Origin of the sequence: Veillonella sp. AS16, from assembly GCF_000517785.1 — a bacterium.
GTDB lineage: Bacteria > Bacillota > Negativicutes > Veillonellales > Veillonellaceae > Veillonella > Veillonella denticariosi.
On record NZ_AZYX01000007.1, the window covers coordinates 71,773 to 97,802 of the forward strand.

Consider the following 26,030-nt stretch of genomic DNA (forward strand, 5'->3'; position numbering starts at 1 on the left):
GAACTGAATGCTATTAGAATTAAATGATGTAAGTAAAAGCTTTGGTGGCGTTGCAGCTCTCACAGGTATCTCCTTTGGTGTTAAGCAGGGGGAAGTATTCGGTGTTATCGGTCCTAATGGAGCAGGCAAGACAACTCTATTCAATTTGATTACCGGGGTCTTTCCGGTTACATCCGGAGAAATTGTATTCGACGGTATGTCCGTTATCGGCATCAAACCACATAGAACAGTGGAAATGGGCATTGCCCGTACATTTCAAAATATTCGGCTCTTCGGTAATATGACGGCATTGGAAACGGTATTGACCGGCATGCATTGTCGAACCGGCTCCGGCATCATATCCAGCTTCTTTAGAACAAAACGCCAACGCATCGAAGAAGAGCGTTGTTGTGGTATTGCCTATGAGTTTTTAAAGCTGGTAGGCCTTGAAGCCGATGCGGAAGAAGTGGCCACATCGTTGCCGTACGGTAAACAGAGGCGCCTCGAAATCGCACGTGCATTAGCGACGCATCCACAATTAATTTTGCTGGATGAACCGGCGGCGGGGATGAATGATAGTGAAACCGAAGCATTGCGACAACTTATCGGTAAAATTCGTGATCTCGGCATTACCGTGGTTGTTATTGAACATGATATGGCTTTGATGATGAATATCTGCGATCGTTTAGTAGTATTTAATTTCGGCAAGAAAATTGCAGAAGGAACTCCGCAAGAAATTCAGAATAATGATGCCGTTATTGAAGCTTATTTAGGTAAGGAGGTGTAATATGTTAAAACTGGAAAATATCGTGGCCGGTTACGGACATATTACGGCTTTGAAAGATATAAGCTTGGAGGTTCCTCAAGGTGCCATCGTATCTTTAATCGGTGCGAACGGTGCCGGTAAGTCTACGACCATGAAGACGATTATGGGCCTTGTAAAACCGACATCGGGGCGCGTAATATTTGAAGGTCAGGATATTACAGGTCATAAAACACATCATATTGTAAAAAATGGTATATCCCTTGTTCCGGAAGGGCGCCAAATTTTACAGGATATGAGTGTTTATGAAAATCTTGAAATGGGTGCGTATATTCGCAATGACGATGAAATCGAAGCGGATATTAAAAAAGTATTTAAACGGTTTCCTATTCTCGATGAACGTAGTTACCAATTAGGCGGCACATTATCTGGCGGACAGCAACAGATGTTGGCAATCGGTCGCGCATTGATGGCCCGCCCTAAATTGTTGTTGCTCGATGAACCGTCCATGGGTCTGGCGCCGCTTGTGGTCAATGAAATCTTTGAGACCATAAAGGAAATTAGTGCGGAAGGGACTACTGTTCTTCTGGTGGAACAGAATGTACGGCAAGCATTGAAGATTGCCGATTACGCTTATGTACTGGAAACCGGTAAAATGGTTTTGAACGGACCTGCTGAAGATATTCGTCATAACCCTCGCGTTATGGAGGCTTACCTTGGCGGTCGCGTAGAATAGTAGAATAATGATTGGTCAGACAGCTATTTAATTTGGCTTATGTAATACCCAAAAGGTGTATATACTACTGGTTTAGTATATACACCTTTTTTCTCGTTAATAAGTAAAATTGATGATATCATGTGGCACTCATGAGCTTAGAATATAGTTGGTTTATAAAATATTTATACTTTGAGTGCTTAATTATAGATTCATGATTTATTACGATAAAAAAATTATGTATAAAAGATGAAGTAAATATGATAACGATAGGATTCGATGTTAAATATTTTATGAATCTTGGATAAGCATATTCATTTTCATAGATTTTTATATAAAATAATGATAAAATTGCTTTAATCTTTTTTTATAGTTAAAAATTTAGATTTAAAACGTATTTCATGATATGTAATAAAGGTAAAAGAGGCATAGTATGAACAGAAAACAATGTATGATTATGGCGGCTTTTATTTGTGTTACCGGTACGGCGATGTCTGCACCAGTAAATGTATCGCAGCAACATGATTACAGCAAAACGAATAAAATAGCGGAGAATCAAGTTAATGCCCCATTGGAATCGAGTGCTACAGCTGTGAGTTCGGATAAAGAATATCGACTGCGCCAGGGCGATGAATTGTCGATTCAGGTTGTGCAGCAAGCCGATTTAGGTACGCGTAACGGTCAGGATATCGTGTATGCGGTTCGTCCTGACGGATATGTAACGTTCCCGATGGTAGGACCTGTGAAAGCAGACGGACTTACCGTTGATGAATTTACGGCACAACTGCAGCAGGGCCTGTCCAGATATATCGTTAATCCCGACATATCCGTGAATGTGACAAAACTCGGCGGCGTTCGTGTTTATGTATTTGGAGAAATTAATAAGCCTGGTGCTTATACATTGACGAAGTCCAGTACGGTTATCGATGCTATTGGTGCGGCCGGTAGCTTTAACTGGGATACGGCAAAGAAGAAAATTTATCTGATTCACCAGAATGATCCGGAAAAGCCGATTGCTATTAACCTTAATAAGATGTTACAAACCGGCGATATGTCGGAAAACTATGTGATGCGAGAAGGCGACATTCTATACTTAACTAAAAATAGTCGTATCAACTTCGCTCGTGATATTGCGCCGATTTTGACGGGGGCGTATATGGTATCTCGAATCGGGAAAGATTAGAAGATAGCAATCTTATTCACCACATAAGGGGGGAATTTATTTGCGTTCATATTTACTACCTGGGATTTTATTGTTTGCTGATATTATTACCGTTGTCGTTGTGGCGTTTATCGGCCTGTTTATACGATTTGACGGTTATATTGAGCCTCAATATATCAATCAAATGGTGGGGGCGTTACCACTCTTAATAGTTGCATATATCTTAATGTTTTTAGTGATGCATTTGTATACCCGCATTTGGCGATATGCAGGCATGCGTGAACTGCTTGCCGTATTTGTGGCAACTACATTAGGTACGGCTATATTTTACTCATCTATGTTCTTCTTTGGTAAATCCCTACCAAGGTCCGTGTACTTTATCATCTGGTTCCTTACAACCGGTGTTGTTGGTATGGGGCGTATGTTATTACACTATTTAGCGCTTTATTACGGCGGAAACGATGATGATGAAAGCAAACAGGTTAATACGTTGATTATCGGTGCCGGCGATGCGGGGGCTACTATAGCTCGTGAAATTGAGCGCTATCATAAACGGTCCCGTAAAGTTATCGGCTTTATCGATGATGATGAAGTGAAGTACAACCGTCTCATGAGCGGTTTGCGTATTTTAGGAAAGCGTCAGGATATTCCTGAGATCGTATCGAAATATAAAATTGAAGAAATTATTATTGCCATGCCGTCCGTTAAGCGGGAGGTAATACGAAAAATCATGGAAATCTGTTCTCCGTTGAAATGTAAGGTAAATACATTGCCGGGGATGTATCAACTGCTTGATGACGAAGTTCTCGTTTCGCATTTACACCCTGTATCCATCGAGGATCTGTTGGAGCGGGATGAAATCCACCTTGATACATCACAGGTGGCACCTTATCTGCAGGATAAGGTGGTATTGGTTACCGGTGCAGGTGGTTCAATCGGTTCCGAGATCTGTCGTCAGGTTTTACGGGTTAAACCTAAACAGTTATTATTGTTGGGGCATGGTGAGAATAGTATTTACTTGATTCATCAGGAGCTTAAAGGATTAGTTCCGGAAGGGACTGTGGTCCCTATTATCGCGGATATTCGTGATAAGTTTCAATTGGAACAGATTTTTACCCATTATAAACCTGATGTCGTATTTCATGCGGCGGCTCATAAGCATGTTCCGCTCATGGAAGTGCAGCCGATTGCGGCCGTGTTTAATAATATTTACGGAACTCGTAATGTAGCGGATGTAGCCGGTGCTCATGGGGTGGAACGATTTGTTATGATTTCCACGGATAAGGCTGTAAATCCGACGAGTGTCATGGGGGCTACGAAACGCGTCGCGGAAAAGGTGGTTCTCGGCATGAATCACAAGTACGAAACAAAGTATATTACCGTTAGATTCGGTAATGTACTGGGTAGTCGTGGTTCTGTTATTCCGCTATTTAGAAAACAAATTGAAGCCGGTGGTCCGGTAACTGTTACCGATCCGGAGATGACACGATATTTTATGACGATTCCGGAGGCGAGTCAGCTCGTATTACAAGCCGGCGCCATGGGGCAAGGAGGAGAAGTATTCCTTCTCGATATGGGTGAGCCCGTTAAAATTGTGGACTTGGCGAAAAATATGATTAGCTTATCGGGATTTGAGCCTGATAAGGATATTCGCATTGAATTTACAGGACTTAGACCTGGTGAAAAGAAATACGAAGAATTATTAACTGCCGGAGAAGGCATCAACAAGACGAAGCATAAGAAGATATTTGAGGCCGCTTTGGAAGAAGTGGATCAAGATTGGCTCAGTCGTGAAATTGATCGCTTTCAAAATTGCAAGACGGATATGGATGTCATCAATGTGTTGAAGGATATCATCCCTACGTATCATCCGAATCATAATGTATGATGTATTGTTGTATAAGGTATAACGATAGTTGTGATGCAATTGCTATCCATCGGAAATCATATCGTTATTTTTATATTAGCTCATATATGGCTATGAATGAAAATAAGGGAGAGATTTCGTTGTTTGCATACTTTCATAGAAAGGGGTATATGGGTGGAACAAATTATTGATTTACAAGAGGTAGCTAAGCTACTTGTGCGGAAACGCCGCAAGATTTTAAATATAACCGCTGTTTGTATTTTGCTGGGGGGCACTTATGTGCTGCTCGCGCCTGCTACATATCAATCGACATCCATGTTGCGTATTAAACAGGCACAGGATTTAGGTAATTCGGTATTGTCGAGTCCAAACGGATTTACAGACACTATGGCGCGTCAGTTGATGAATACGGATGCGGAAATTTTAAAGAGCCGTAATGTGGTGGAACCGCTCATGGCCTCTATTGAAGAACAAGATGGGGAGGGCAGTGTTCCGACCTATGAAGAATTCGTAAAAAATCGAATCGAAACAAAACCGTTTAAAGAAACAGAATTGTTACAGGTAAATGTTACCGGTCGTACTCCGGAACAGGCACAAAATGCGAATCAATTTTTAATCGATACCTTTTTAAAACGTTTAGCCGAGTTATCTCATGTTGAACAACGGGCGACTCGTGAGTTTTTACAAAAACGGGTGGTGTCCGCAAAGGCTGAACTGGATGAGGCCGAGAAGAGACTACAACAGTTTCAGGTAGATAACAACGTATATTCTACCAGTGATCAGATGAGGGGATTGACGGATACCATTACGCTCATCGATAAGGAAAAAGCGCAGAATAAACTGGACTTGGAAACGGCACAAGCCGCATTGGGCAGTATTAATGAGCAATTGGGGTCCGCCGGTCGAAGCATTGCGGATAGCTCTACCGTACAGGCCTATAAGACGCAATTGGCGGAACTTGAATCTCGTAAGGCTTCTTATGTGGGCAAATACACGGATGAACATCTGGTTATGAAAGAGTTAAATCAGCAAATTGCTGAAGCTAAGAACGGTCTTAATACAGAAATCAATGCTATCGCTACGCAACAAGCTCCTTCCAGTAACTCCGCGCAGCAAGGTCTGCTTGCGGATAAGTTTAAAAATGAGGCGGCTCTTGCGGTCGCACAAGGTAAAGAAACCGCGTTGGCAAATCTGGACAAGACGAACGAAGAGGCTATGAAAAGCCTACCGGAAAAAGAACGGGGCTATATTAAAGCAAAACGTGATGTAGATGTAGCTCAAGATATTTATTCCATGCTTTCAAAACGGTTAGAAGAAGCGAAAGTGGCGGAAGTAATGGTTCCGAATGAGGTACAGATAGTCGATGCGCCTACATTACCGGAAAAAACAGTTGCTCCGCGCAGTATTCTTATTTTGGTGGGATCCGCTATTATCGGCTTAATTTTGGGGTGCCTCTATGTGTTGGGTCAATCCTTGTGGAATCGAAAGATTCAATCCGTTCAAGAAGTGGACTCTATCTTGGGCGTTCAAAATTTAGGTGTGATTCCTAATCATCAACGTAAGGACTATAAAGACTATGAAGAATCCGGTAGTCGTATGGCTGTATGGTGGAGAAAACTGAGAGGATAGTATGATCAGATTAATTTCAAAAGAACACGGTGATACACCGTTTGTTGAAGCATATCGTACATTGCGCAGTAATCTACAGTACGTATGCAATCGTAAGCATGGAAAGCTTATTTGTATTACGGCGGCTACCAGTGGTGAAGGCACATCTGAGGTGGCGGCTAATGTAGCATTATCATTGTCGAAAAATAACGATAAAGTACTGTTAGTGGACGGTAATTTGCGTAATCCTATTCAGCACGTCGCTTTTGATGTGCAGAATCGAGGACTTACAAATGCGGTTCTCATGGATGAAGATTTGACGATCCATCGCAATGTGGAGCCTCATCTGGATATACTTGCTGCGGGGGACCCTGTTGAGCGATCGTCTGATGTGGTAGACTCCAGTAAGTTACCTACAATTTTGAATTATGTGCGCGATGAATACGATGTTATTATCGTCGATACGCCGCCTGTATTAGCGGTAACCGATGCAGTGGTACTGGCAGAAAAATCCGATGGCGTTATCATTGTTGCCCGCAACGGCGGGGTAAGTCCCGATGATTTGAAAGAAGCTAAAAAGCGACTTACTCAAGTAGGCGTTCCATTATTGGGCTCCATTGTAATAGACGTATAAGTTTTTTGCATAAGATAGAAAGCATTGAGGTGATTACTATGAAAATTAATTTTTCCCCTCCTGATATTACAGAGCTAGAGATAAATGAGGTCGTTGCCGCTTTACAAAGTGGATGGATTACAACCGGTCCTCGTACAAAAGAACTGGAAAAGCGTATCGCTCATCAGTTGGGCACGCCTAAAGCGGTGTGCTTGAATTCCGCCACGGCGGCTTTGGAGCTCATATTACACGTGCTGGGAATCGGGCCCGGTGATGAAGTGATTACTACGGCATATTCTTACACAGCCAGTGCCAGCCCTGTCATTCATGTGGGGGCAACCTTAGTGCTTGTCGATACACAGCCGAACTCTTATGAAATGGACTATGATGCTGTAAAGACGGCCATTACATCTAAGACGAAGGCGATTATACCTGTTGATATAGCGGGCGTTCCATGTGATTATGAACGCATATTCCGTATTGTGGAAGATAAAAAAAACTTATTTAAACCGGCCAATGACCTGCAAAAGGCTTTGGGCCGTATTCCGGTGGTAGCGGATTGCGCACATTCATTCGGAGCATCTTATAAGGGGACTCCTACAGGGAATGTGGCGGATTTCAGCAGTTTCTCCTTTCATGCGGTAAAAAATTTCACCACAGCGGAAGGTGGCTGTGCTACGTGGCGTCATATCGACGGTGTCGATGATGAACAGATGTACAAGGAATTTCAGCTCTTATCACTTCATGGTCAAGATAAAGATGCTTTGGCGAAAACAAAGGTAGGCGCTTGGGAATATGATATCAAGGGTACATATTACAAATGTAATATGACGGATATTATGGCCGCTATCGGACTTGCTCAATTTGAGCGATACCCGCAACTGTTAGCGAGACGTAAGGAAATCATTAAAACCTATGATAAAGCCTTTAAAGATTTGCCTGTAACCGTATTGAATCACTATACAAAAGATCATGAAAGTAGCGGTCATCTCTATTTGGTGCGCCTTGACGGTCGCGATAGTGAATATCGCAATACATTCATAGAGGCTATGGCGGATGCAGGGATTGCAACGAATGTGCATTACAAGCCGATTCCGATGCATACGGCATATAAAAAATTAGGCTTTACCATTGATGATTATCCAAATGCGTATCATCAGTTCGCCAATGAAATTACATTGCCGCTCCATACGCGACTTACCGATGAGGAAGTGCAGTATATAATTGATAATTTCAAAAGGATTCTTGACGAATGTTAGTACGACACTTTTATGATTTGCCTGCTGAACTTCAGTGCGAGGCGGTGCGTCCCTACTTTGACATACTGAATAAGAAGCGTGGCAGTTTGTTCTGTAAAAGCATTTTTGACCGCATCGTTTCAGCTGTCATGCTCGTCTGTCTCAGTCCTGTATTTTTAGTTCTGAGTATCATGATTAAGTGTGACAGCGAAGGTGAAATATTCTTTCGACAGACACGCGTGACTCAATATGGACGCACCTTTGGAATCTACAAGTTCCGTACGATGGTGAAAGATGCGGAGTCTTTAGGGGCTCAAGTGACATCTAAAAGCGATATGCGCGTTACCAAGGTGGGTCATATGCTTCGCAAATGTCGGCTTGATGAATTGCCGCAGCTGATTAATATTTTCTTAGGGGATATGAGCTTTGTCGGCACGCGTCCGGAAGTACCTCGCTATGTGGATGCTTATACGGATGAAATGAAAGCTACATTATTATTACCGGCAGGTGTAACCAGTGTGGCCAGCATCGCCTATAAGGATGAAGATCAGCTTTTACAAGATGCGCATAATGTGGATCGGGTTTATATTGAACAGGTGTTGCCGGAGAAGATGGCGTGGAATCTGAAAAGTATTAAAGAGTTCTCCTTTTGGAGTGACATAAAAACGATGATAGATACGGTTGTTGCCGTATTGCGATGAAAGAGGTCCCTATGAGTACATCTATGACAAAGGAAATACAAGAGAAAGAACTTGCAATGTTGCTGTACTTTAAAGAGTTTTGTGATGCACATAATTTGCGATTCTATCTCTGTGGCGGTGGTCTCATCGGGGCTGTCAGACATGAGGGATTCATCCCCTGGGATGATGATTTAGATATTTTTATGCCTCGGCCGGATTATGAAAAATTAGCGATATTATGGCCAAAATATGCTGATACGGAGCGTTTCACTTATTGTAGAACAGACCGCAATCATATTTATCACGATGCAGGCGCCTCCATACGGGATAATCACACGACATTTATCAATCGTCATAGCATGAACGAGGATATATGTCATGGACTGGCCTTAGAAATTATGCCTATAGATGGATGTGCACCTGGTAAAATCAGCCGGATGTTGCAGTTGATGTGGGCCATGATGTTCGCTCTGTTCAATGCGCAACGGTTACCAGATAATAAAGGTCCTGTATATCGCGCTTTGGCAGGGGGAATTTATAAGATTATCTCCGGACCTTCTGTGCGGTATCACATCTGGCGCTATGCAGAGAAGAAGATGAGTCAATATGATTTTAATACCAGTGCTGAATGTACTGAATTGATCGGTAGTTTGAAAGGGATGAAATTACGTCATCCTCAAGAAGATTTCAGCTCTGTTGTATATAAAAACTTTGAAGGGCATCAAATCCCGGTTATGAAAGGCTATGAACGATATCTGCGCCTTATCTGGGGGGATTATATGCAATTACCTCCGGAGGAACAACGCGTGGCAAAACATGATGCGGTCTTTGCAGATTTGCATACGGGTTATAAAGCCTATAAAGGTATTCATTATGCGAGGGATTCTTCACAGACATAAGGAGGGCCTATGAAACGAATTGCAGTAATTTTTGCGGGCGGCGTAGGTGCTCGAATGAAAAACAGTAAGACACCGAAGCAGTTCCTACAATGGAACGGTAAGCCTATATTGATACAGACTCTGGAAGTCTTTGAACGTACCGAGGCTATAGACGGTATCGTACTGGCCTGTAAAGAAGAATGGATCGATCATACGAAACAGTTAATTGAAGATGCAAAAATTTCAAAGGTGGTTTCCGTCGTAGCAGGCGGCGCTACCGCATTGGAATCGCAATTTAACGGTTTGCTCGAAACAAAACGTTTATATTCCGACGAAGATACGGTGACGGTACTCATTCATGACGGCGTGCGTCCGCTTGTTGATAGTATGACTATTGAGCGGAACATTGTATCCGTTGAGAAAAACGGGTCTGCAATTACGGTAACTCCGGCTATTGAGACTGTAATGGTTACCCAAGGAAAGGCTATTCGACGCATTTTAAACCGTGATGAATGCTTGATGGCCAAAGCACCACAAAGTTTTCGCCTAGATGATATATTGCATGTTCACGAACAGGCGAAGCGGGACGGCATACATGATTTTATAGATTCCGCCTCGATGATGATGCATTACGGGTATGAACTGTATCCGGTGATGGGAACGTCGGAAAATATAAAGATTACAACCCCTTCGGATTACTATATGTTCACGGGGATTATAAAAAATCGCGAATTGGGAGGCCTTCAAGATGAATAATTCCGTTATACAACGCGAGTTAACCTCCTTAGTTAGAGAGACACCACTCTTTGTTCCGCTTCGCAGTCAACACATTCTTGTTACGGGGGCGACGGGCCTTATAGGCTCCATGTTTATCAAATTGTTGCTGATTGCCGATGAGGTGCACAAGCTTGATTTGCATATCATAGGTCATGTGCGCAGCAAGGACAAGGCAAAGTCCATATTTGGAGATTTCCTCAATCGTGAAGGTATCGAGTTGATTGATACCTCTCTTGATGCGGTGGATGTATCCTGCGATTATATTCTGCATGGTGCGGCGCCGACACAATCCAAATTCTTTGTGGAACATCCCGTAGAAACGATACATACATCCGTTTCTGGTACTGAGGCGATGTTGGAATTAGGACATCGCAATAGGGTCAAGAAATTAATCTATTTGTCGAGCATGGAACAATATGGTGTGCCGAATGAGTCAGGTCAAGTTATGACCGAGGATCAGTCGGGCTATTTGGATCATCTTAATGTGCGCAGTTCTTATTCTGAAAGTAAAAGACTTTGTGAGTGTTACTGCAAATCATATGCCGTAGAGTATGATGTGCCTGCCGTGATAGCTCGATTGGCGCAGACCTTCGGTCCCGGAGTGCCTGTTTCAGACAATCGTGTCTTCATGCAGTTCACAAAGAGCGCTATCGCCAATGAAGATATTGTGCTTCATACGAAAGGCGACTCTATGTCAAATTATTGTTATATAACGGATGCATTGTCGGCGATTCTCGTGCTTATGCATAAGGGACAGGCCGGTGAGGCATATAATGTATGTAATGATGAAGAAACTAGATCCATCGCCAGCATTGCCAATTTGGTAGCTCACCATGTGAGCCATGATCGAAGTAAGGTTATATTTGATATTCCGGACGATGTTAACGGGCTCGGTTATGCACCGACGGTTCATATGTTTTTAAGCTCAAAGAAATTGAAGGCTTTGGGATGGGAACCGAAAATATCGATGGAAGAAGCTTATATAAGATTAGCCGAATATATCAGAGAGGAATGTTCATGAAGAAAGAAATTATTATCGTTACCATCTCTCTGGGAAATGACGGGGCGGAACGAATTTTAACGGAGCTTTCTCGCCAATGGGTACAAGAGGGTCATCATATTACGGTCATTCAGACGAGTCCCAATCGATACGGTAACGAATATGCATTGGCGGAGGGCATCGAATCGATTCAGATTCACACGACCAGTTCGAATAAGGTGATTCGCTTTATACAGGAGATAAAAGAGCTGATTAAGATTCTCAAAACGAGACCCGATGCGACATGCTTATCCTTTTTATCCGCATCCAGCTTTATTTTGGCTATCAGTTCATGGTTTGTAAAGAATCGCATCGTTTTCTCCGAACGAAATAATCCTCGAAAGGTTCCTGTCGGTTGGCATCAGCAGGCATTGCGCAACTTTGCATTTCTTTTTGCGGATGCTGTGGTCTTTCAGACGGAGGATGCAAAATCTTATTTTCCGCGGTCCGTTCAAAAAAGGGGCGTTATCATTCCGAATCCTATAAACGGAAAATTACCGCCTCCTATGGAGGGAGAACGGGAGAAAGTTATCGTTACCGCATGTCGTTTACATCCGCAGAAGAACCTACCTATGATGATCAATGCTTTCAGCATGTTAGCCGACGAATTTCCGGATTACAAACTGGTTATTTACGGACAAGGCGTGCTGGAGGATGAATTACGGGCTCAGATTAAATCGCTTAATCTGGAAGATCGTATTCTGCTACCGGGGTTTGCCGATAATATTTTAGAGAAGGTGGCACCATGCGCTATGTATGTGTCGTCTTCCGATTTTGAAGGTATATCAAACTCTATGCTTGAGGCGCTCGGCATGGGGTTACCTTCCGTAGTGACGGATTGCCCGGTAGGCGGTGCGCGGATGGTTATCCGTAACGGTGAAAACGGTCTGTTAGTACCTGTAAGGAATACGGAGGCCATGTATAAAGCGATGCGCAGTGTGTTATGTGATTCTGCGCTAGCAGCGCGATTATCTCGGGAGGCTATCAAGGTTCGCGATGAGTTTCCGTTATGGAAAATTGCAAAACGCTGGTTGGAAGTTTTATGAGTTGTAAGGAGGAGAACCATTGAAGTTAAATATAACGGCTCTTGCTGATCGCATGATATGGTTCATTACTCTACTGTTTTTGGTGTTGTCATTGACCATTTCCTTTGCCCTCGGCGATGCGGATTATGGTGCTTATGTATTGTTTGTATGTTTGTTTGGCCTCATATTGTTTTATCTGATTCGTGAGCGGGGGATTATCAAGTTTAGATTCACCTGGATGCACGCTTATATGCTGCTTTTTATCGGAGCCTGTTATCTCAGCGCTATTAATGCGATGGACCCGGCAGTGGCCATGAGTCGTAGCTTTGATATCGTAAAAATATTCTGTATGCTCATCGTTTTATATATGTGCTATCAGGATAAGCCGACGGTGGACTCCCTTTTAAAAATCGGCATGTGGACAGGCTATATCGTCTGCTTTTACACGGTATATTTTTATGGATTGGATTACTTCATTACGGTTTTGTCGTCATCGGCACGTATTGCTAATGATGCATTAAATGCTAATACGGTAGGCCTTTTGGGGGCTAATGCCATTGTTATGACCATTTATTATATGATGTATGACAAGCCACGCTGGTGGAATGTAATCGCTTTGCCGACTCTGGGTATTTTGGCCGCTACGGGCAGTCGCAAGGCTCTTGTTTTTGTCGTGGTCGGTATTGTTCTGCTCTTTGTTTGTAAAAGTTTCCGCAGTTCGAATGCGCTACATTCTATTCTGAAACTGGTCGGTTCTTTGGCAGGATTAATTGCTATCGGCATAATGGTTCTACAATTACCGATGTTTGAAGAAGTGTTGACGAGAATGGAAGATATGGTGGCGGCATTCTCCGGAACAGGTGGGGATTCATCCACCATGATACGCATGTCTCTTGTGGATATCGGATGGGATTTATTTTATCAATCTCCCATAACCGGTGTAGGTGTCAATAATCCGTCTGTATTTACATACTTTATCTTTGGCAGAGATAATTATTATTTGCACAATAACTATATTGAGCTTTTGGCAGGAACCGGCGTTATAGGTCTTGTCACGTATTACTCCATGTATGTGTATCTAGTTTATAACATGATTCGATATCATGACTTTCACAGCAATGAATATGTGATGGTTTTAATCCTCTTATTATCACAGCTCGTGATGGATATGGGAATGGTATCTTATGAAAGTAAGAGTACCTATTTTTACATGATGTTATTTTTCTTGGAAGTACAGATTTTAAGGAAAGGACGGAAAAATGCAGCTAAGTAAATTGTGGAAACAGGGATTGTCCTTTCTGGGGGATGTATATTATCGCACACGGGTATTAACAAAATTAGGTTATTACGATAGATTGTCTGACAGTGATTTTCTGAAAACTGTGTTTCCCAAGTATATGGACTATCCATTAGACCTTGAAAATCCGAAGAGTTTTAGCGAAAAGTTACAATGGCTTAAAATTCATAATCGTAAACCTATTCATACAAAGATGGTGGATAAATACGAAGCAAAATCTTTTATCACAGAAGCTGTAGGTGCGGAGTATGTAATACCGGCTATAGGTGTCTGGGATTCGGTGGATGATATTGATTTTGACTCCTTACCGGCACAATTTGTTCTCAAATGTACTCATGATAGCGGGGGTCTTGTCATTTGTAAGGACCGTAAGACTTTTGATATAGAAGCGGCAAAAAAAACGCTGCAGAAATCATTGAGTCGTGATTACTACCGCATCGCCAGAGAATGGGCCTATCACGATGTGCCTCGGCGTATCATCGCCGAGCCGTATATGGCGGAACTCGGCGAGAAGAACTTACTGGATTATAAAATGTTCGTATTTAACGGTCAGCCGAAGTTGACGATTGTCTGTTCAGATCGCTTTTCCAAAAACGGTACGAAGATGAATTTTTATGACCTGGATTGGAAACCTATGAAAGTCGGATTCCGCCTTCATGAGTTGGCGGTACCTGAATTTCCGCGGCCTCAGACGTTTGACGATATGTTGCGTGTGGCCCGCATATTAAGTAAGGACTGTCCGTTCATACGCATTGATTTTTATGAAATAAATGGTCATTTATATGTTGGGGAGTTAACGCTGTTCCCCGGTGCAGGATTTGAACCTTTTAGATCCATAGATATGGATTATGAGGTAGGAGGGTGGCTAGATCTTGAAACTGTACATCGGAGCTGATTTTGTATCTACGGATGTGAATAGAAGCTATTTTGAGTCTGGTGATATAGAATCATTAGTAGGCAAAGAAGTGTATGAGATATTGCATGCATCTGATTTGAATATATTTAATCTGGAGGTTCCCTTAGCGGATGTGTCAACACCGATTGAGAAATTCGGTAATAATTTAGAGTCTCCATCGAAAACGATTCATGGATACGCACGATTACAGCCTTTATTTCTGACCTTGGCAAATAATCATAGTTTGGATCAGGGTGTACAGGGGTTAAAGGCAACGACAAAGCTATTGGAAGAACATAATATTCTTTATGGCGGTGTAGGCAATGATCAAGAGGAGGCGAAAAAGCCTTTCATCTTTGAGAAAGATGGCATTTGTGTAGGCCTTTATATGTGCTCGGAACGGGAGTTCACCATTGCATCCGCTCATAAGGCGGGGGCTAATCCGTTTGATGTGCTGGAAAGCTTTGACGATGTAGCCGAGCTGAAGGCGCAATGTGATTATGTCATCGTCCTCTATCATGGCGGCAAGGAGTTTTATAGATATCCGTCGCCTATGCTGCAGAAATATTGCCGTAAATTTGTCGATAAAGGGGCGGATCTTGTAGTGTGCCAACACAGCCACTGTATCGGTTCGCGTGAAAACTATAAGGATGGCAGTATCATTTACGGGCAAGGCAATTTTATCTTTGATTCCAATTTTTTCACGAAATATGGAGAGTTTATAAGAGAGTCATTACTTTTAGCCGTAGATGTTACAAAGGATCATTTTATAGTTAATGAAATCCCGATACGAAAGACGGACATAGGCATTCGTTTAGCGACGTCAAGTGAGGCGAACGAAATATTGGCTGACTATGAGGCGCGAAATGCGCAGATCAAGGATCCTCATTTTGTATTGCAGGCGTATAAGGCGTTCGCCGACACTCATGTAAATCGATATTTGCGGGAGTTTCTAGGGCGTTCCTTTGTTGTACGGGCGCTTAATGCATTATTTTTACGCAAGTTAGTGAATCTTATTTTAGGAAAAACCAGCTATCTGGCAATACAGAATTACTTGGAATGTGAAGCACATCATGAGCTGTTTTTACGCGGAATAAAGAATATAAATAAGAAGTAATGGATACAAAAATCGTAGTTGCCGCCAAATGGTCTATTATTACAGAGGTCTTGGCGAAGCTCATAACACCACTGACAAATATAATATTGGCTCATATGCTGGCGCCGACGGCGTTCGGTATATTGGCGACGATTATGATGGTCATATCCTTCGCGGAAATGTTAGCTGATGCGGGTTTTCAAAAGTTTTTGGTCCAGCATGAGTTTGACTCTGAAGAGGATAAACAACAGGCTACGGATGTAGCCTTTGTGGCCAATCTGGTCCTGTCTCTTATATTATGGGGATGTATCATCGTCGGTCGTGATGAACTGGCTACATTGGTCGGTAATGAAGGCCTAGGTATTCCTCTAGCGGTCATGGGATCCATGATTCCCTTGTCCGCTTTCAGTAGCGTACAGATGGCCTTGTACAGAAGAGATTTTAATTTCCGATTTCTCTTAAAGATTCGGTTTATTACAATCATAACGCCTATAGCTGTTTCTATTCCCCTGGCCCTCATGGGATTCGACTACTGGTCACTGATCGGAGGCATATTAGTCGCTCAATTATTGACGTCTATTGCGTTATTTTACAGTCGAAAAAATCAGATACATCTGTTTTTTGACAGGCGTATTTTTATGGGGATGTTCAGCTATAGTGCATGGTCTTTGGCCGAAGCTTTTTCTATATGGTTGACCGCTTGGGTCGATACGTTTATCATAGGTCATTTTCTAAATGCATATTATCTAGGTATTTATAAAATGCCGATGGCTATCGTTACGACTGTGATGTCTATAGCGACATCGTCATTAGCACCCGTGCTGTTTGCGGCACTGAGTCGTGTACAACATGATGAAAAGGCTTTTTCTGAAACGTTCTTCACCTTTCAGCGATATATGGCGTTATTCTTAGTGCCTATCGGTGTAGGTCTCTTTGTTTTTCAGGATTTTGTGGTGCAGATTCTCTTGGGCCCTCAATGGGGACTGGCGGGAATCGTACTCGGTTCATGGGCGCTCAGCTCGGCTATCATGACGGTAACGGCGAATCTTATTTCCGAGATATTCCGGTCTAAAGGTGTTCCGAATTTATCTTTTTTATGTCAAATTCTCCATCTTATAGTATTGGTACCCGTTATCTATATATGTATTCAATATGATTTCACCACCTTTGTATACGCTCGATCATTGGTCCGTTTGGAAATGATGGCGGCTGCGATGTTATTGCTGGCGGTATTTGTTCATATGAGCGCATGGCGCGTCATATCAAATATTAAAATATATCTGCTCACATCGGCTGTAGTGGGAGCTTTAGCCTATGAAGCATTAACATTGAGCAATTCTTATGGATGGACCATCCTATGCATGTTGCTATGTGTCATATTGTATGTGGCAATTCTATATGCGATTCCGTCGGAACGAATAATCATTACCTCCGGATATCGTATGGTGCTCGGTAAGCTGAGGCGTTCATAATCAACAGAAAACATGAAAGGAGTATATATGCTTTCACAAAATGTAGAATTAAATAATACAGTTATCCTTGTAACAGGAGCAGCCGGATTCATAGGGGCCAATCTTGTTATGTCCTTGCTGAAAGAAGCGGAAGGTACACACATTATCGGCATAGACTCTGTTAATGATTATTATGATGTAGCACTGAAGGATTACCGATTGGAACAAATTCAGAAATTGGCTAATCGTAAGGGTAATACGTGGATTTTTAAGAAGGGAAACATTGCGGACAAGGATTTTATCGATACTATTTTTAATACGTACCATCCTCGTATCGTAGTGAATCTGGCGGCTCAGGCCGGCGTGCGGTATTCCATTACAAATCCGGACGCGTATATAGAGTCGAACATCATAGGTTTTTATAATATTTTAGAAGCCTGTCGTCATTCGTATGATAATGATGGCAGCGGTGTTGAACACTTGGTATATGCATCATCATCCTCCGTATACGGTGCGAATAAACGCATTCCCTATTCGACGGAACATAAGGTGGATAATCCGGTATCTCTCTATGCGGCGACTAAAAAATCAAATGAGCTGTTAGCGTATTCGTATGCAAAGCTGTACAATATTCCGAGCACGGGCCTTCGATTCTTTACTGTATATGGACCGGCGGGACGTCCTGATATGGCGTATTTCGGATTTACTAATACATTGCGTAGCGGCGGAACGATCAAGATATTTAATTATGGTAACTGCAAACGTGACTTTACCTATATCGATGATATAGTACAAGGTGTTCAGAAGGTAATAACTGTTGCCCCTGAACGGCGTAATGGTGCTGATGGATTACCGGAACCACCATACGCAATCTACAACATCGGCAACAGTCGTCCGGAAAATCTATTGGATTTTGTGCGGATTTTATCGGAAGAACTTGTGGCCGCCGGCGTTTTATCGTCAAATTATGATTTTGAGGCACATAAGGAATTGGTTCCTATGCAACCCGGTGATGTACCTGTTACCTATGCTGATACGAGCGACTTGGAAAGGGATTTCGGTTTTAAACCGAATACATCACTACGGGATGGCTTGAGACAGTTTGCCACCTGGTATAAATCGTTTTATATGATGGAGGGCGAATAAATGAAAATTGCAATTGCCGGTACAGGCTATGTGGGCTTATCGAATGGCGTATTATTAGCTCAGCATAATGAAGTGATAGCGCTGGATATCGTAGCGGAAAAGGTGGATATGCTGAATCGCGGTGAATCCCCAATCGTAGATGCGGAGCTGAATGAATATTTACAGCACAAGGATTTAAATTTTAAAGCGACTTTAGATCCTGTAGAAGCTTATAAAGACGCTGATTATGTCATCATTTCCACACCGACTAACTACGATCCGCAAAAAAACTTTTTTGATACGTCCTCTGTAGAACAAGTTATCGAAAATGTGTTGGATATTAATCCGGATGCAGTGATGATTATCAAATCCACCGTTCCCGTAGGTTACACGATGCAGATGAGAGAGCGTTTTAATACCGATAAAATCATCTTTTCACCTGAGTTCTTACGAGAAGGAAAGGCGCTCTATGATAATCTTCATCCGTCGAGAATCGTGGTAGGGGAAGATTCGGAACGGGCTCGTCGGTTTGGACAACTTCTTGCGGACGGAGCGATTAAGGAAAATGTGCCGCAATTATATACGGATTCTACTGAGGCTGAGGCGATTAAGTTATTTGCCAATACGTATTTGGCACTTCGCGTGGCATACTTTAATGAACTTGATTCATATGCGGAGGTGCGCGGGCTCAATACGAGTCAGATTATCAACGGCGTATGTCTGGATCCGCGTATCGGAGATTTTTATAACAATCCATCCTTCGGCTATGGCGGATATTGTTTGCCGAAGGATACAAAACAGCTGTTAGCTAATTATAATGATGTGCCGCAAAACTTGATTTCCGCTATTGTCGATGCTAATCGGACGCGTAAAGATCATATTGCGGATGTGATTATTGGCAAAGATCCGAAGATAGTTGGAATTTATCGGTTGACAATGAAGATGAATTCTGATAATTTCAGAGCATCCGCTATTCAAGGGGTAATGAAACGTATTAAGGCGAAAGGAATTGCCGTTGTCGTTTATGAACCTACGCTGGAAGCGGAGGAGTTCTTTCATTCACCCATCATTCGAAATCTTGAAGATTTTAAACGCGTTAGTGATGTCATCGTGGCCAATCGGTGGGATGACGCTTTGGAGGATGTTGTGGATAAAGTATATACGCGAGACATTTTTGACCGTGATTAATACAAAGCTGTATGTACGGTAACATAGGAGAGATTGATGAAACGTTTCGGATTATATATCGTGCTTAGCTTAATCATATTTTTTATATGGGATAACTCTCTACAAAACGGAGGCACATCTGATGGATTCAGTCTCGTTTTTGCGAAATGGCTGCTGCCATTCGTTCATAAACTTGGATTTCATGCCAATATATGGAGTCTGAATCGGGTGGTGCGCAAGTTGGCCCATGTAACTGAATTTGCTTTTCTTGGCGGGGTTTTATATATAATATTAAAACGATATATCACCTATGGCACCGTGCTGAAGACCGTCGGTATCGGCATTGCTGTTGCTGCATTAGATGAATTTTTGCAACGTTTTAGCCCCGGACGCAGTTCACAGTTGTCAGATGTACTTATCGATACGTTAGGGGTTATCATAGGGATTATCGTGGTGAAAGTAATCCTATATATAGGGCAATCTGAGTCATCTTCAAAACATTATAAATAAAAAGTTCCTCATGTTCCGGATTGAACATGGGGATTTTTATATGAGTAAATGATGAAATAATAAAATTTTTGTTAAGTGGGCCTGATTGAGTTTATGTATTTTTATAGAAATAATGCTGTACAATCGACTTTTCTCTTGCTATAATTATGAACAAAAGATGAATTAAGTGGCTTTGAGATAATTTTTTGTTACATAATATATAGAACGGAAGGAAAGGTCATGCATCGGGTGGTGGATTTACACGGTTGTATTTTGCCGGGCGTATCGGGTGCAGAGATGCCTCAAACGTTGGCGGAATCCGTACAGATGATTAAATCTTTAGTCGCACAGGGGATTACAGATATTTTTAGTGCCCCTACTGTGACGATAGATATGGGAATTGATGAGTGGGCATATATAGAATCTTTATTAAAGGATTTGCGCCTTGTGCTAAAAAAAGAACATGTAAATGTTACTATTCATGATGGTGCTCGTGTTATGCTCAGCGATGATATGATATCCTATATCAAAACACACAGAACTCAATATTTATTGGGGCAGAGCCATTTTATGCTTGTAACTGTTCCTGAAAACAGCAAGATCCATCATATTAATGCATGGCTGTTGGCATTGTTGAATTTAGGGATTATACCTATTATCAGTGATTTGGAAGCACATCGTAATTTATTCGCTCAGCCTGAGCAATTATTGGAATGGGTGGATAAAGGAATTCTGATTCAATGCAGTATGGCATCGTTTGATATCAGCTCTCCTAACTATCATAGAGCGGTTGAACTGTATAGAAACGGACTTATTCATTTCTTCGGCTCCGGCAGCTGTGACAATGCGTTGGCGTATAGAGAGTATATGGAGTCCATATCTCGACTCGATAGTACGTATAAACAGGATTTGCTATCTGATGTACAGCTAAATGAGCGGGATCTGCTGGCTAATCGTGTGTTTTATCCGCATGTACCTTCCCGCTGGGTAGGGGGGAAAGGAAATTTCTGGACTCGTTTATTCGGGTTTGCTTTATAAGTTATAACAGGGGTTCCTGTATTCTAGTGATATGGATACAGGGGCCCTTTTCCACTTTATATAGTATTTATTATTGAAATTAACCACTATATATAGTATACTTAGGGGGCGGTAAAAATTAAGGAGTTTACGATGATCTCTAGAATTTTTTCGTATGATAAATATGGGTTACCATATCTTTTGTCTTTAAACATATAGTTTTTAGGTAACAAACCGGGGAGGTTGCCAAAATGTTGCAGGTTATTAAACGGGATGGTACACGGGTACCATTTGATAAACTCAAGATTGCCACAGCTATTGAAAAGGCTGAGCATAGTAGTACAGGGCTGTACGAAGAGGGATTGGCACAACGAATCGCCGATGAAATCGAAGAATATGCCAATAAACTTCATAAAGATATGACGATTTACGCCATTGAAGATCAAGTGTACTATAAGTTGATTGAGTATCATAATCCTGCAACGGCACGTGCCTATGAAGGTTATAAAGCGGTGCAGGCGTTCAAGCGCCGTCAAAATACAACTGATGAAGATGTAATCGGTTTGTTGGACCGCAGTAATGTAAATGTATTGGATGAAAACTCCAATAAGGATGCGGCTATCGTATCTACGCAACGCGATCTTATCGCCGGTGAAGTATCAAAGGATATCGCACGGCGTAAGCTGATTCCTACGGATATCTTGGAGGCGCACGACAGCGGCGCTATCCATTTCCACGATATGGACTATATCATTCAGCCTATGTTCAATTGCTGTTTGATTAACTTAGAGGATATGTTGACTAACGGTACTGTTATCAATGGTAAGAAAATTGATACACCGAAGTCTTTCCAGGTAGCTTGTACAGTAACTACACAAATTATTGCACAAGTGGCATCCGGTCAGTATGGTGGTCAAAGTATCAATGGTATTGATCGTATTCTGGCGCCGTTTGTACGTAAGTCCTATGAAAAAATCCTCAACAATGTCATCGAAGAACAAGTTGAGGTTTACGGTATGGAGCCTAATATGGAAAAGGCTCGTGAAATTGCGTGGAAACGTACGCGTAAAGAGGTAAAGGACGGCATTCAGACCATTCAGTACCAAATCAATACATTGATGACGACGAACGGACAATCCCCATTCGTTACATTATTTATGTACTTTCAACCGGATTACGAATATGCTAAAGAGGCGGCTCTCATTACAGAGGAGATTTTACGTCAGCGTATTAAGGGCGTAAAGAATGAAGCCGATGTATATATTACACCGGCATTCCCTAAGCTTATATATGTGTTGGATGAGCATAATATAAGACCGGACAGTCCATATTATTATTTAACGGAACTTGCTGCACAATGTACGGCTAAGCGTATGTACCCTGATTATATTTCCGCGAAAAAAATGAAGGAAAATTACTCGGGTAATGTATTCAGCCCTATGGGGTGCCGATCTTTCTTATCTCCATGGAAGAATGAAAATGGCGAGTATAAGTTTGACGGGCGTTTTAACATCGGTGTAGTGAGCTTGAACTTGCCTCAGATCGGTATTTTGGCTCGCGGCAGTGAAGAACGATATTTTGAAATTTTAGATAAACGTCTTGAACTGGCGGAAAAAGCGTTGATGCTTCGCTATGAATTACTTAAGGATGTGGTGAGCGATGTGTCGCCAATTCATTGGCAACACGGTGCTATTGCACGACTTAAAAAAGGCGAGAAGATTGCTAAATTCTTGACCGGCGGTTATGCGACTATCTCCTTGGGATATATCGGCATTTATGAAGCGACCCGTTTGATTACAGGTGAATCGAATACGGGCAAGAAGGGTCGCGTTTTTGCGATGAAGATTATGGACCGCTTAAATGCGGCTGTTGATGAATGGCGTGCTAAACATAATATGGGCTTCGCTTTATACGGAACTCCCGCTGAAAGTTTAACGCATCGATTCTCCTCCTTGGACCGTGCTCGCTTCGGTATTATTGAGGATATTACGGATAAAGGTTATTATACTAACAGTTATCATGTAAGCGTACGAGAAGAGATTAATGTATTTGATAAATTCTCTTTTGAATCGGAATTCCAGAAGAAGTCTACCGGCGGTTGCATTTCGTATGCAGAAATTCCGAATATGACAAATAATATTCCTGCCGTATTGACGATGATGCAATATATTTATGATCATATTTCCTATGCAGAGTTTAATACAAAATCCGATTATTGTCATGAATGCGGCTTTGATGGAGAAATTAAAGTCAATGACAATAATGAATGGGAATGTCCTCGTTGCCATAATACGAACCGTGATAAATTGACTGTTATTCGACGTACTTGCGGCTATTTAGGGGAAAACTTCTGGAATGAAGGACGCACTAAGGAAATTAAAGATCGCGTAATGCATATTTAATTCGTTTTATGAGATTTGGGTGTATTTGATTGTAGCCTTAAGAGTTTATAACAAATACTATTAAGAAGTTATATAACGAGTTATATTATCGGTGTTTAATAATTAAAGCATGAATTATCAAGGTGTAAATTTAACGAATATAATTAGTAAAAGCTGTGCTATAGGCACAGCTTTTACTATATGGAAAATAAATTGAAATATATCTATATGTTGTATGGATAAAACAAAACTATATAGAAATCAAAGTTGATTTGGGCTGGTATATGGGGGATGTCACTATGAGATACGGACAGATTAGACAATATGATATAGCTAATGGAGAAGGCATAAGAACCTCCATCTTTGTAACCGGATGTACGCATTGCTGTTATAACTGCTTTAATGAGGAATATCAGGATTTCAATGCGGGCAAGCTGTGGACACAGGCGGAAACGGATCTGGTCGTATCCTATGTTAAAGATTCTAATTGCGCAGGTCTTACCTTGCTTGGTGGGGAGCCGTTCCAAAATGTACAAGGGTTATTGCCTGTTGTTCGAGCCGTACGTGCAGCGGCGCCGGAAAAGAAAATTTGGGCTTATTCAGGTTATGAACTTGATGATATACTAGAGGATGAGTTGAGGAGCGCTTTGTTAAAGGAAATCGATATCCTTGTGGACGGTCGTTTTGTGGATGAATTAAAAGACCCGGGATTACGATTTCGCGGCTCCTCTAATCAACGTATCATTGATGTTAAAAAGACATTGAAAGCTTGTGAAGTTGTATTGGCAATGGAGTAAATATGGCATTTGATAAACGATTAATAGGACTTATTATTATAGTAGGATTCATTGCTGGTCTTGTGGGGGCTTCGTATACCCATCTTTTACATGCCGTTCAACATTTTGTATATCACTATTCTGCAGCGGATCATCTGAGTTTCGGTGCCGCTGTAGCTCGTGTAGCACCGATGGAACGATTGTTTGCTCTCATGGTTTGTGGCGTTATCGGCGGGATAGGGTGGTTCCTGATTCATCGATATGGCCCCGGGATTGTAGATATAAAGGCCGCGGTTGCGGGTAAAATGGACATGCATCCTGTAACAACGGTATTACATGCGACATTACAAATTATTACAGTAGGCATAGGTTCTCCGTTGGGCAGGGAAGTGGCACCTCGGGAGGCGAGTGCGGGGATTACGACCTTTTTAGTAGATCATTTTGATATAAAGCGGGAGGATCGACAGCTGTTGATTGCCTGTGCCGCAGGAGCGGGGCTGGCAGCCGTTTATAATTCGCCTTTATCAGCGGCTATTTTTACACTGGAGACATTGTTACTTACATGGAATGTGCGTTCTATGAGTGCCGCTCTATTATGCTGCGGTTTAGCAACGTTGGTTACGAGACTCGCCGGCGTGGGGGATGTCATTCAATATACAATGGCTCAGCCGAGCCTAGGCAGTCATTATGAAGAGTTTTCTATTGCGTTAGGTGCAGTTATCGCTATCGGTGTTGTCGTATTTAATATAACGCAAAGCAAGTTGCCCGCATTTCATCGTAATAGTCCTGTTATGATCGTTGTTTCTATTATTGCTTTTACCTTAATCGGTGTATTATCCATGTATTATCCTGAAATTCTCGGCAACGGCAAGGCCGGTAACGAGTTAACATTTGCTAACGATATAACTTGGACATATGCGTTAGGACTCTTCGGCTCAAAATGGATAGCTGTTCTTTTAGCATTAGCCGCGGGGGCTTACGGCGGTCGCATTACGCCGTCTATGATGTTAGGTAGTACCTTGGCTATTGTATTCGGTACATTTTGGTCTATAGCTGTGACTCCGATTTCTCTTGGAATGGCTGCTTTCATAGGGGCTGTTGCATTTCTCGGCTTAGCACAGAAGATGCCTCTCACATCATGTGTGTTTATGTTAGAACTATCGCGTTTTTCCGTTGAGATGCTATTCCCGATTGCCTTGACCATGGGCACCGCATTGATGGTGGAACAAATAATACAGAGCAGATTGGCACAATCGTAAGTGCACCTGATAAGATATGCTTTACCGAAGTTAATTAAAAATTTCCGGAATTATAAAAAAGACAGTTGATTACTTGAATAACCTGCGTTTCCAAAAATATTTAAATTTTTGGAGTTCGGGTCAAGCTCAACTGTCCTCTTTTTATGCGGTTAAATTACTACTATACGTTAAACAATTTTGGCATTTTTGTCGTATTCTTCACCGCCCGCATCGGGAAGCATACCGTACTCTATGGTCCATAGATGTTTGTATTTCAATGCCTGGTTGTGAATGCGTTCGATTTGTGTGTCATCTGTGCGTACTATGCGTGCCGGGATACCTACTACTAATGAGTTCGGAGGGATAACCGTGTTTTCTTTTACTACTGCACCGGCAGCAATAATAGAGCCCGAGCCTATATGACAACCGCTTAAAACAATGGCACCCATACCGATAAGTACATTATCCTCTACAGTTGTAGCATGAACGATAGCACCGTGTCCTACCGTTACAAAATCGCCCAGAATACATGCTTTATCATCGTCTACATGTAGAACGGAATTGTCTTGAACATTGGAATAGCGACCGACGATGATTTTATTCACATCACCGCGAAGTGCACAGTTTTGCCAAATGGATGCATATTCTTTTAATTCTACGTCACCCGCTAGTTCAGCACCGGGCATAACGCAGCTTTTAGGGTCTAATTTAGGATATTTTCCGTGAAATGGTAACATGTATTACTCCTAGTCTA

At 42.0% G+C, this 26,030-nt stretch carries 24 protein-coding genes; 23 read left to right on the forward strand and 1 reads right to left on the reverse strand.

Annotated elements, in window-relative coordinates; all coding sequences use genetic code 11:
- Positions 1 to 7 precede the first annotated feature (7 nt).
- From HMPREF1521_RS00465 to HMPREF1521_RS00575, 23 genes are all read left to right on the forward strand, one after another.
- Entirely contained in the window at positions 8 to 766 is a 759-nt protein-coding gene (locus HMPREF1521_RS00465; protein ID WP_038114514.1) for an ABC transporter ATP-binding protein, read from the forward strand.
- 1 nt (position 767) lies between these two features.
- A complete protein-coding gene (locus tag HMPREF1521_RS00470) occupies positions 768 to 1,478 on the forward strand; it encodes an ABC transporter ATP-binding protein (protein ID WP_038114515.1) in 711 nt (236 codons plus the stop codon).
- Positions 1,479 to 1,890: 412 nt separating this feature from the next.
- Entirely contained in the window at positions 1,891 to 2,640 is a 750-nt protein-coding gene (locus HMPREF1521_RS00475; protein ID WP_038114517.1) for a polysaccharide biosynthesis/export family protein, read from the forward strand.
- Between the two features lie 40 nt (positions 2,641 to 2,680).
- A complete protein-coding gene (locus tag HMPREF1521_RS00480) occupies positions 2,681 to 4,507 on the forward strand; it encodes a nucleoside-diphosphate sugar epimerase/dehydratase (protein ID WP_038114519.1) in 1,827 nt (608 codons plus the stop codon).
- A 153-nt stretch (positions 4,508 to 4,660) separates the two neighbouring features.
- Positions 4,661 to 6,115 carry a GNVR domain-containing protein gene (locus HMPREF1521_RS00485; protein WP_038114520.1) on the forward strand — a complete coding sequence of 485 codons (1,455 nt, stop codon included), beginning with the start codon at positions 4,661 to 4,663 and terminating at the stop codon, positions 6,113 to 6,115.
- A gap of 1 nt (position 6,116) precedes the next feature.
- Positions 6,117 to 6,728 (forward strand): CpsD/CapB family tyrosine-protein kinase, encoded by a 612-nt coding sequence (locus tag HMPREF1521_RS00490; protein ID WP_038114523.1) that lies wholly within the window; start codon positions 6,117 to 6,119, stop codon positions 6,726 to 6,728.
- A 38-nt stretch (positions 6,729 to 6,766) separates the two neighbouring features.
- Complete coding sequence (locus tag HMPREF1521_RS00495) at positions 6,767 to 7,966, forward strand: DegT/DnrJ/EryC1/StrS aminotransferase family protein (RefSeq protein WP_038114525.1); 1,200 nt, start codon at positions 6,767 to 6,769, stop codon at positions 7,964 to 7,966.
- Positions 7,960 to 8,646, forward strand: a complete 687-nt coding sequence (locus tag HMPREF1521_RS00500; RefSeq protein WP_038114527.1) for a sugar transferase — start codon at positions 7,960 to 7,962, stop codon at positions 8,644 to 8,646. Before HMPREF1521_RS00495 ends, HMPREF1521_RS00500 begins: the two co-directional genes overlap by 7 nt.
- An 11-nt stretch (positions 8,647 to 8,657) precedes the next feature.
- Positions 8,658 to 9,524, forward strand: a complete 867-nt coding sequence (locus HMPREF1521_RS00505) for a phosphorylcholine transferase LicD (RefSeq protein ID WP_038114529.1) — start codon at positions 8,658 to 8,660, stop codon at positions 9,522 to 9,524.
- A gap of 9 nt (positions 9,525 to 9,533) precedes the next feature.
- Positions 9,534 to 10,259, forward strand: coding sequence for a 2-C-methyl-D-erythritol 4-phosphate cytidylyltransferase (locus HMPREF1521_RS00510; RefSeq protein ID WP_038114531.1), 726 nt, complete (start codon positions 9,534 to 9,536; stop codon positions 10,257 to 10,259).
- Positions 10,252 to 11,301 (forward strand): NAD(P)-dependent oxidoreductase, encoded by a 1,050-nt coding sequence (locus HMPREF1521_RS00515; RefSeq protein WP_038114533.1) that lies wholly within the window; start codon positions 10,252 to 10,254, stop codon positions 11,299 to 11,301. Before HMPREF1521_RS00510 ends, HMPREF1521_RS00515 begins: the two co-directional genes overlap by 8 nt.
- A complete protein-coding gene (locus HMPREF1521_RS00520; protein ID WP_038114535.1) occupies positions 11,298 to 12,365 on the forward strand; it encodes a glycosyltransferase in 1,068 nt (355 codons plus the stop codon). Before HMPREF1521_RS00515 ends, HMPREF1521_RS00520 begins: the two co-directional genes overlap by 4 nt.
- A 19-nt stretch (positions 12,366 to 12,384) precedes the next feature.
- Positions 12,385 to 13,617: an O-antigen ligase gene (locus HMPREF1521_RS00525; protein ID WP_038114537.1), complete on the forward strand. Its 1,233-nt coding sequence runs from the start codon at positions 12,385 to 12,387 to the stop codon at positions 13,615 to 13,617.
- Positions 13,604 to 14,536, forward strand: coding sequence for an ATP-grasp fold amidoligase family protein (locus HMPREF1521_RS00530; RefSeq protein WP_038114539.1), 933 nt, complete (start codon positions 13,604 to 13,606; stop codon positions 14,534 to 14,536). The genes HMPREF1521_RS00525 and HMPREF1521_RS00530 overlap by 14 nt, the downstream gene beginning before the upstream one ends.
- Positions 14,514 to 15,653 (forward strand): CapA family protein, encoded by a 1,140-nt coding sequence (locus HMPREF1521_RS00535; protein WP_038114542.1) that lies wholly within the window; start codon positions 14,514 to 14,516, stop codon positions 15,651 to 15,653. Before HMPREF1521_RS00530 ends, HMPREF1521_RS00535 begins: the two co-directional genes overlap by 23 nt.
- Positions 15,653 to 17,104: a lipopolysaccharide biosynthesis protein gene (locus tag HMPREF1521_RS00540; RefSeq protein ID WP_038114545.1), complete on the forward strand. Its 1,452-nt coding sequence runs from the start codon at positions 15,653 to 15,655 to the stop codon at positions 17,102 to 17,104. Before HMPREF1521_RS00535 ends, HMPREF1521_RS00540 begins: the two co-directional genes overlap by 1 nt.
- A gap of 27 nt (positions 17,105 to 17,131) precedes the next feature.
- The gene (locus HMPREF1521_RS00545) at positions 17,132 to 18,229 is read left to right on the forward strand and encodes an NAD-dependent epimerase/dehydratase family protein (protein ID WP_038114547.1); all 1,098 of its coding nucleotides are present in this window, start codon (positions 17,132 to 17,134) and stop codon (positions 18,227 to 18,229) included.
- A complete protein-coding gene (locus HMPREF1521_RS00550) occupies positions 18,230 to 19,396 on the forward strand; it encodes a nucleotide sugar dehydrogenase (protein WP_038114549.1) in 1,167 nt (388 codons plus the stop codon). It abuts the gene before it with no gap.
- Between the two features lie 36 nt (positions 19,397 to 19,432).
- Entirely contained in the window at positions 19,433 to 19,885 is a 453-nt protein-coding gene (locus tag HMPREF1521_RS00555; RefSeq protein WP_038114550.1) for a VanZ family protein, read from the forward strand.
- A gap of 219 nt (positions 19,886 to 20,104) precedes the next feature.
- Complete coding sequence (locus HMPREF1521_RS00560) at positions 20,105 to 20,902, forward strand: CpsB/CapC family capsule biosynthesis tyrosine phosphatase (RefSeq protein WP_038114553.1); 798 nt, start codon at positions 20,105 to 20,107, stop codon at positions 20,900 to 20,902.
- A 230-nt stretch (positions 20,903 to 21,132) separates the two neighbouring features.
- Positions 21,133 to 23,283 carry an anaerobic ribonucleoside-triphosphate reductase gene (gene nrdD / locus HMPREF1521_RS00565; protein WP_038114554.1) on the forward strand — a complete coding sequence of 717 codons (2,151 nt, stop codon included), beginning with the start codon at positions 21,133 to 21,135 and terminating at the stop codon, positions 23,281 to 23,283.
- 278 nt (positions 23,284 to 23,561) lie between these two features.
- Complete coding sequence (gene nrdG / locus HMPREF1521_RS00570) at positions 23,562 to 24,059, forward strand: anaerobic ribonucleoside-triphosphate reductase activating protein (protein ID WP_038114556.1); 498 nt, start codon at positions 23,562 to 23,564, stop codon at positions 24,057 to 24,059.
- Positions 24,060 to 24,061: 2 nt separating this feature from the next.
- Positions 24,062 to 25,297 (forward strand): chloride channel protein, encoded by a 1,236-nt coding sequence (locus tag HMPREF1521_RS00575; protein WP_038114557.1) that lies wholly within the window; start codon positions 24,062 to 24,064, stop codon positions 25,295 to 25,297.
- Between the two features lie 167 nt (positions 25,298 to 25,464).
- Here the strand turns inward: HMPREF1521_RS00575 and HMPREF1521_RS00580 are convergent, their stop codons facing one another.
- Positions 25,465 to 26,013 carry a gamma carbonic anhydrase family protein gene (locus HMPREF1521_RS00580; protein WP_038114560.1) on the reverse strand — a complete coding sequence of 183 codons (549 nt, stop codon included), beginning with the start codon at positions 26,011 to 26,013 and terminating at the stop codon, positions 25,465 to 25,467.
- Between the last annotated feature and the right edge of the window lie 17 nt (positions 26,014 to 26,030).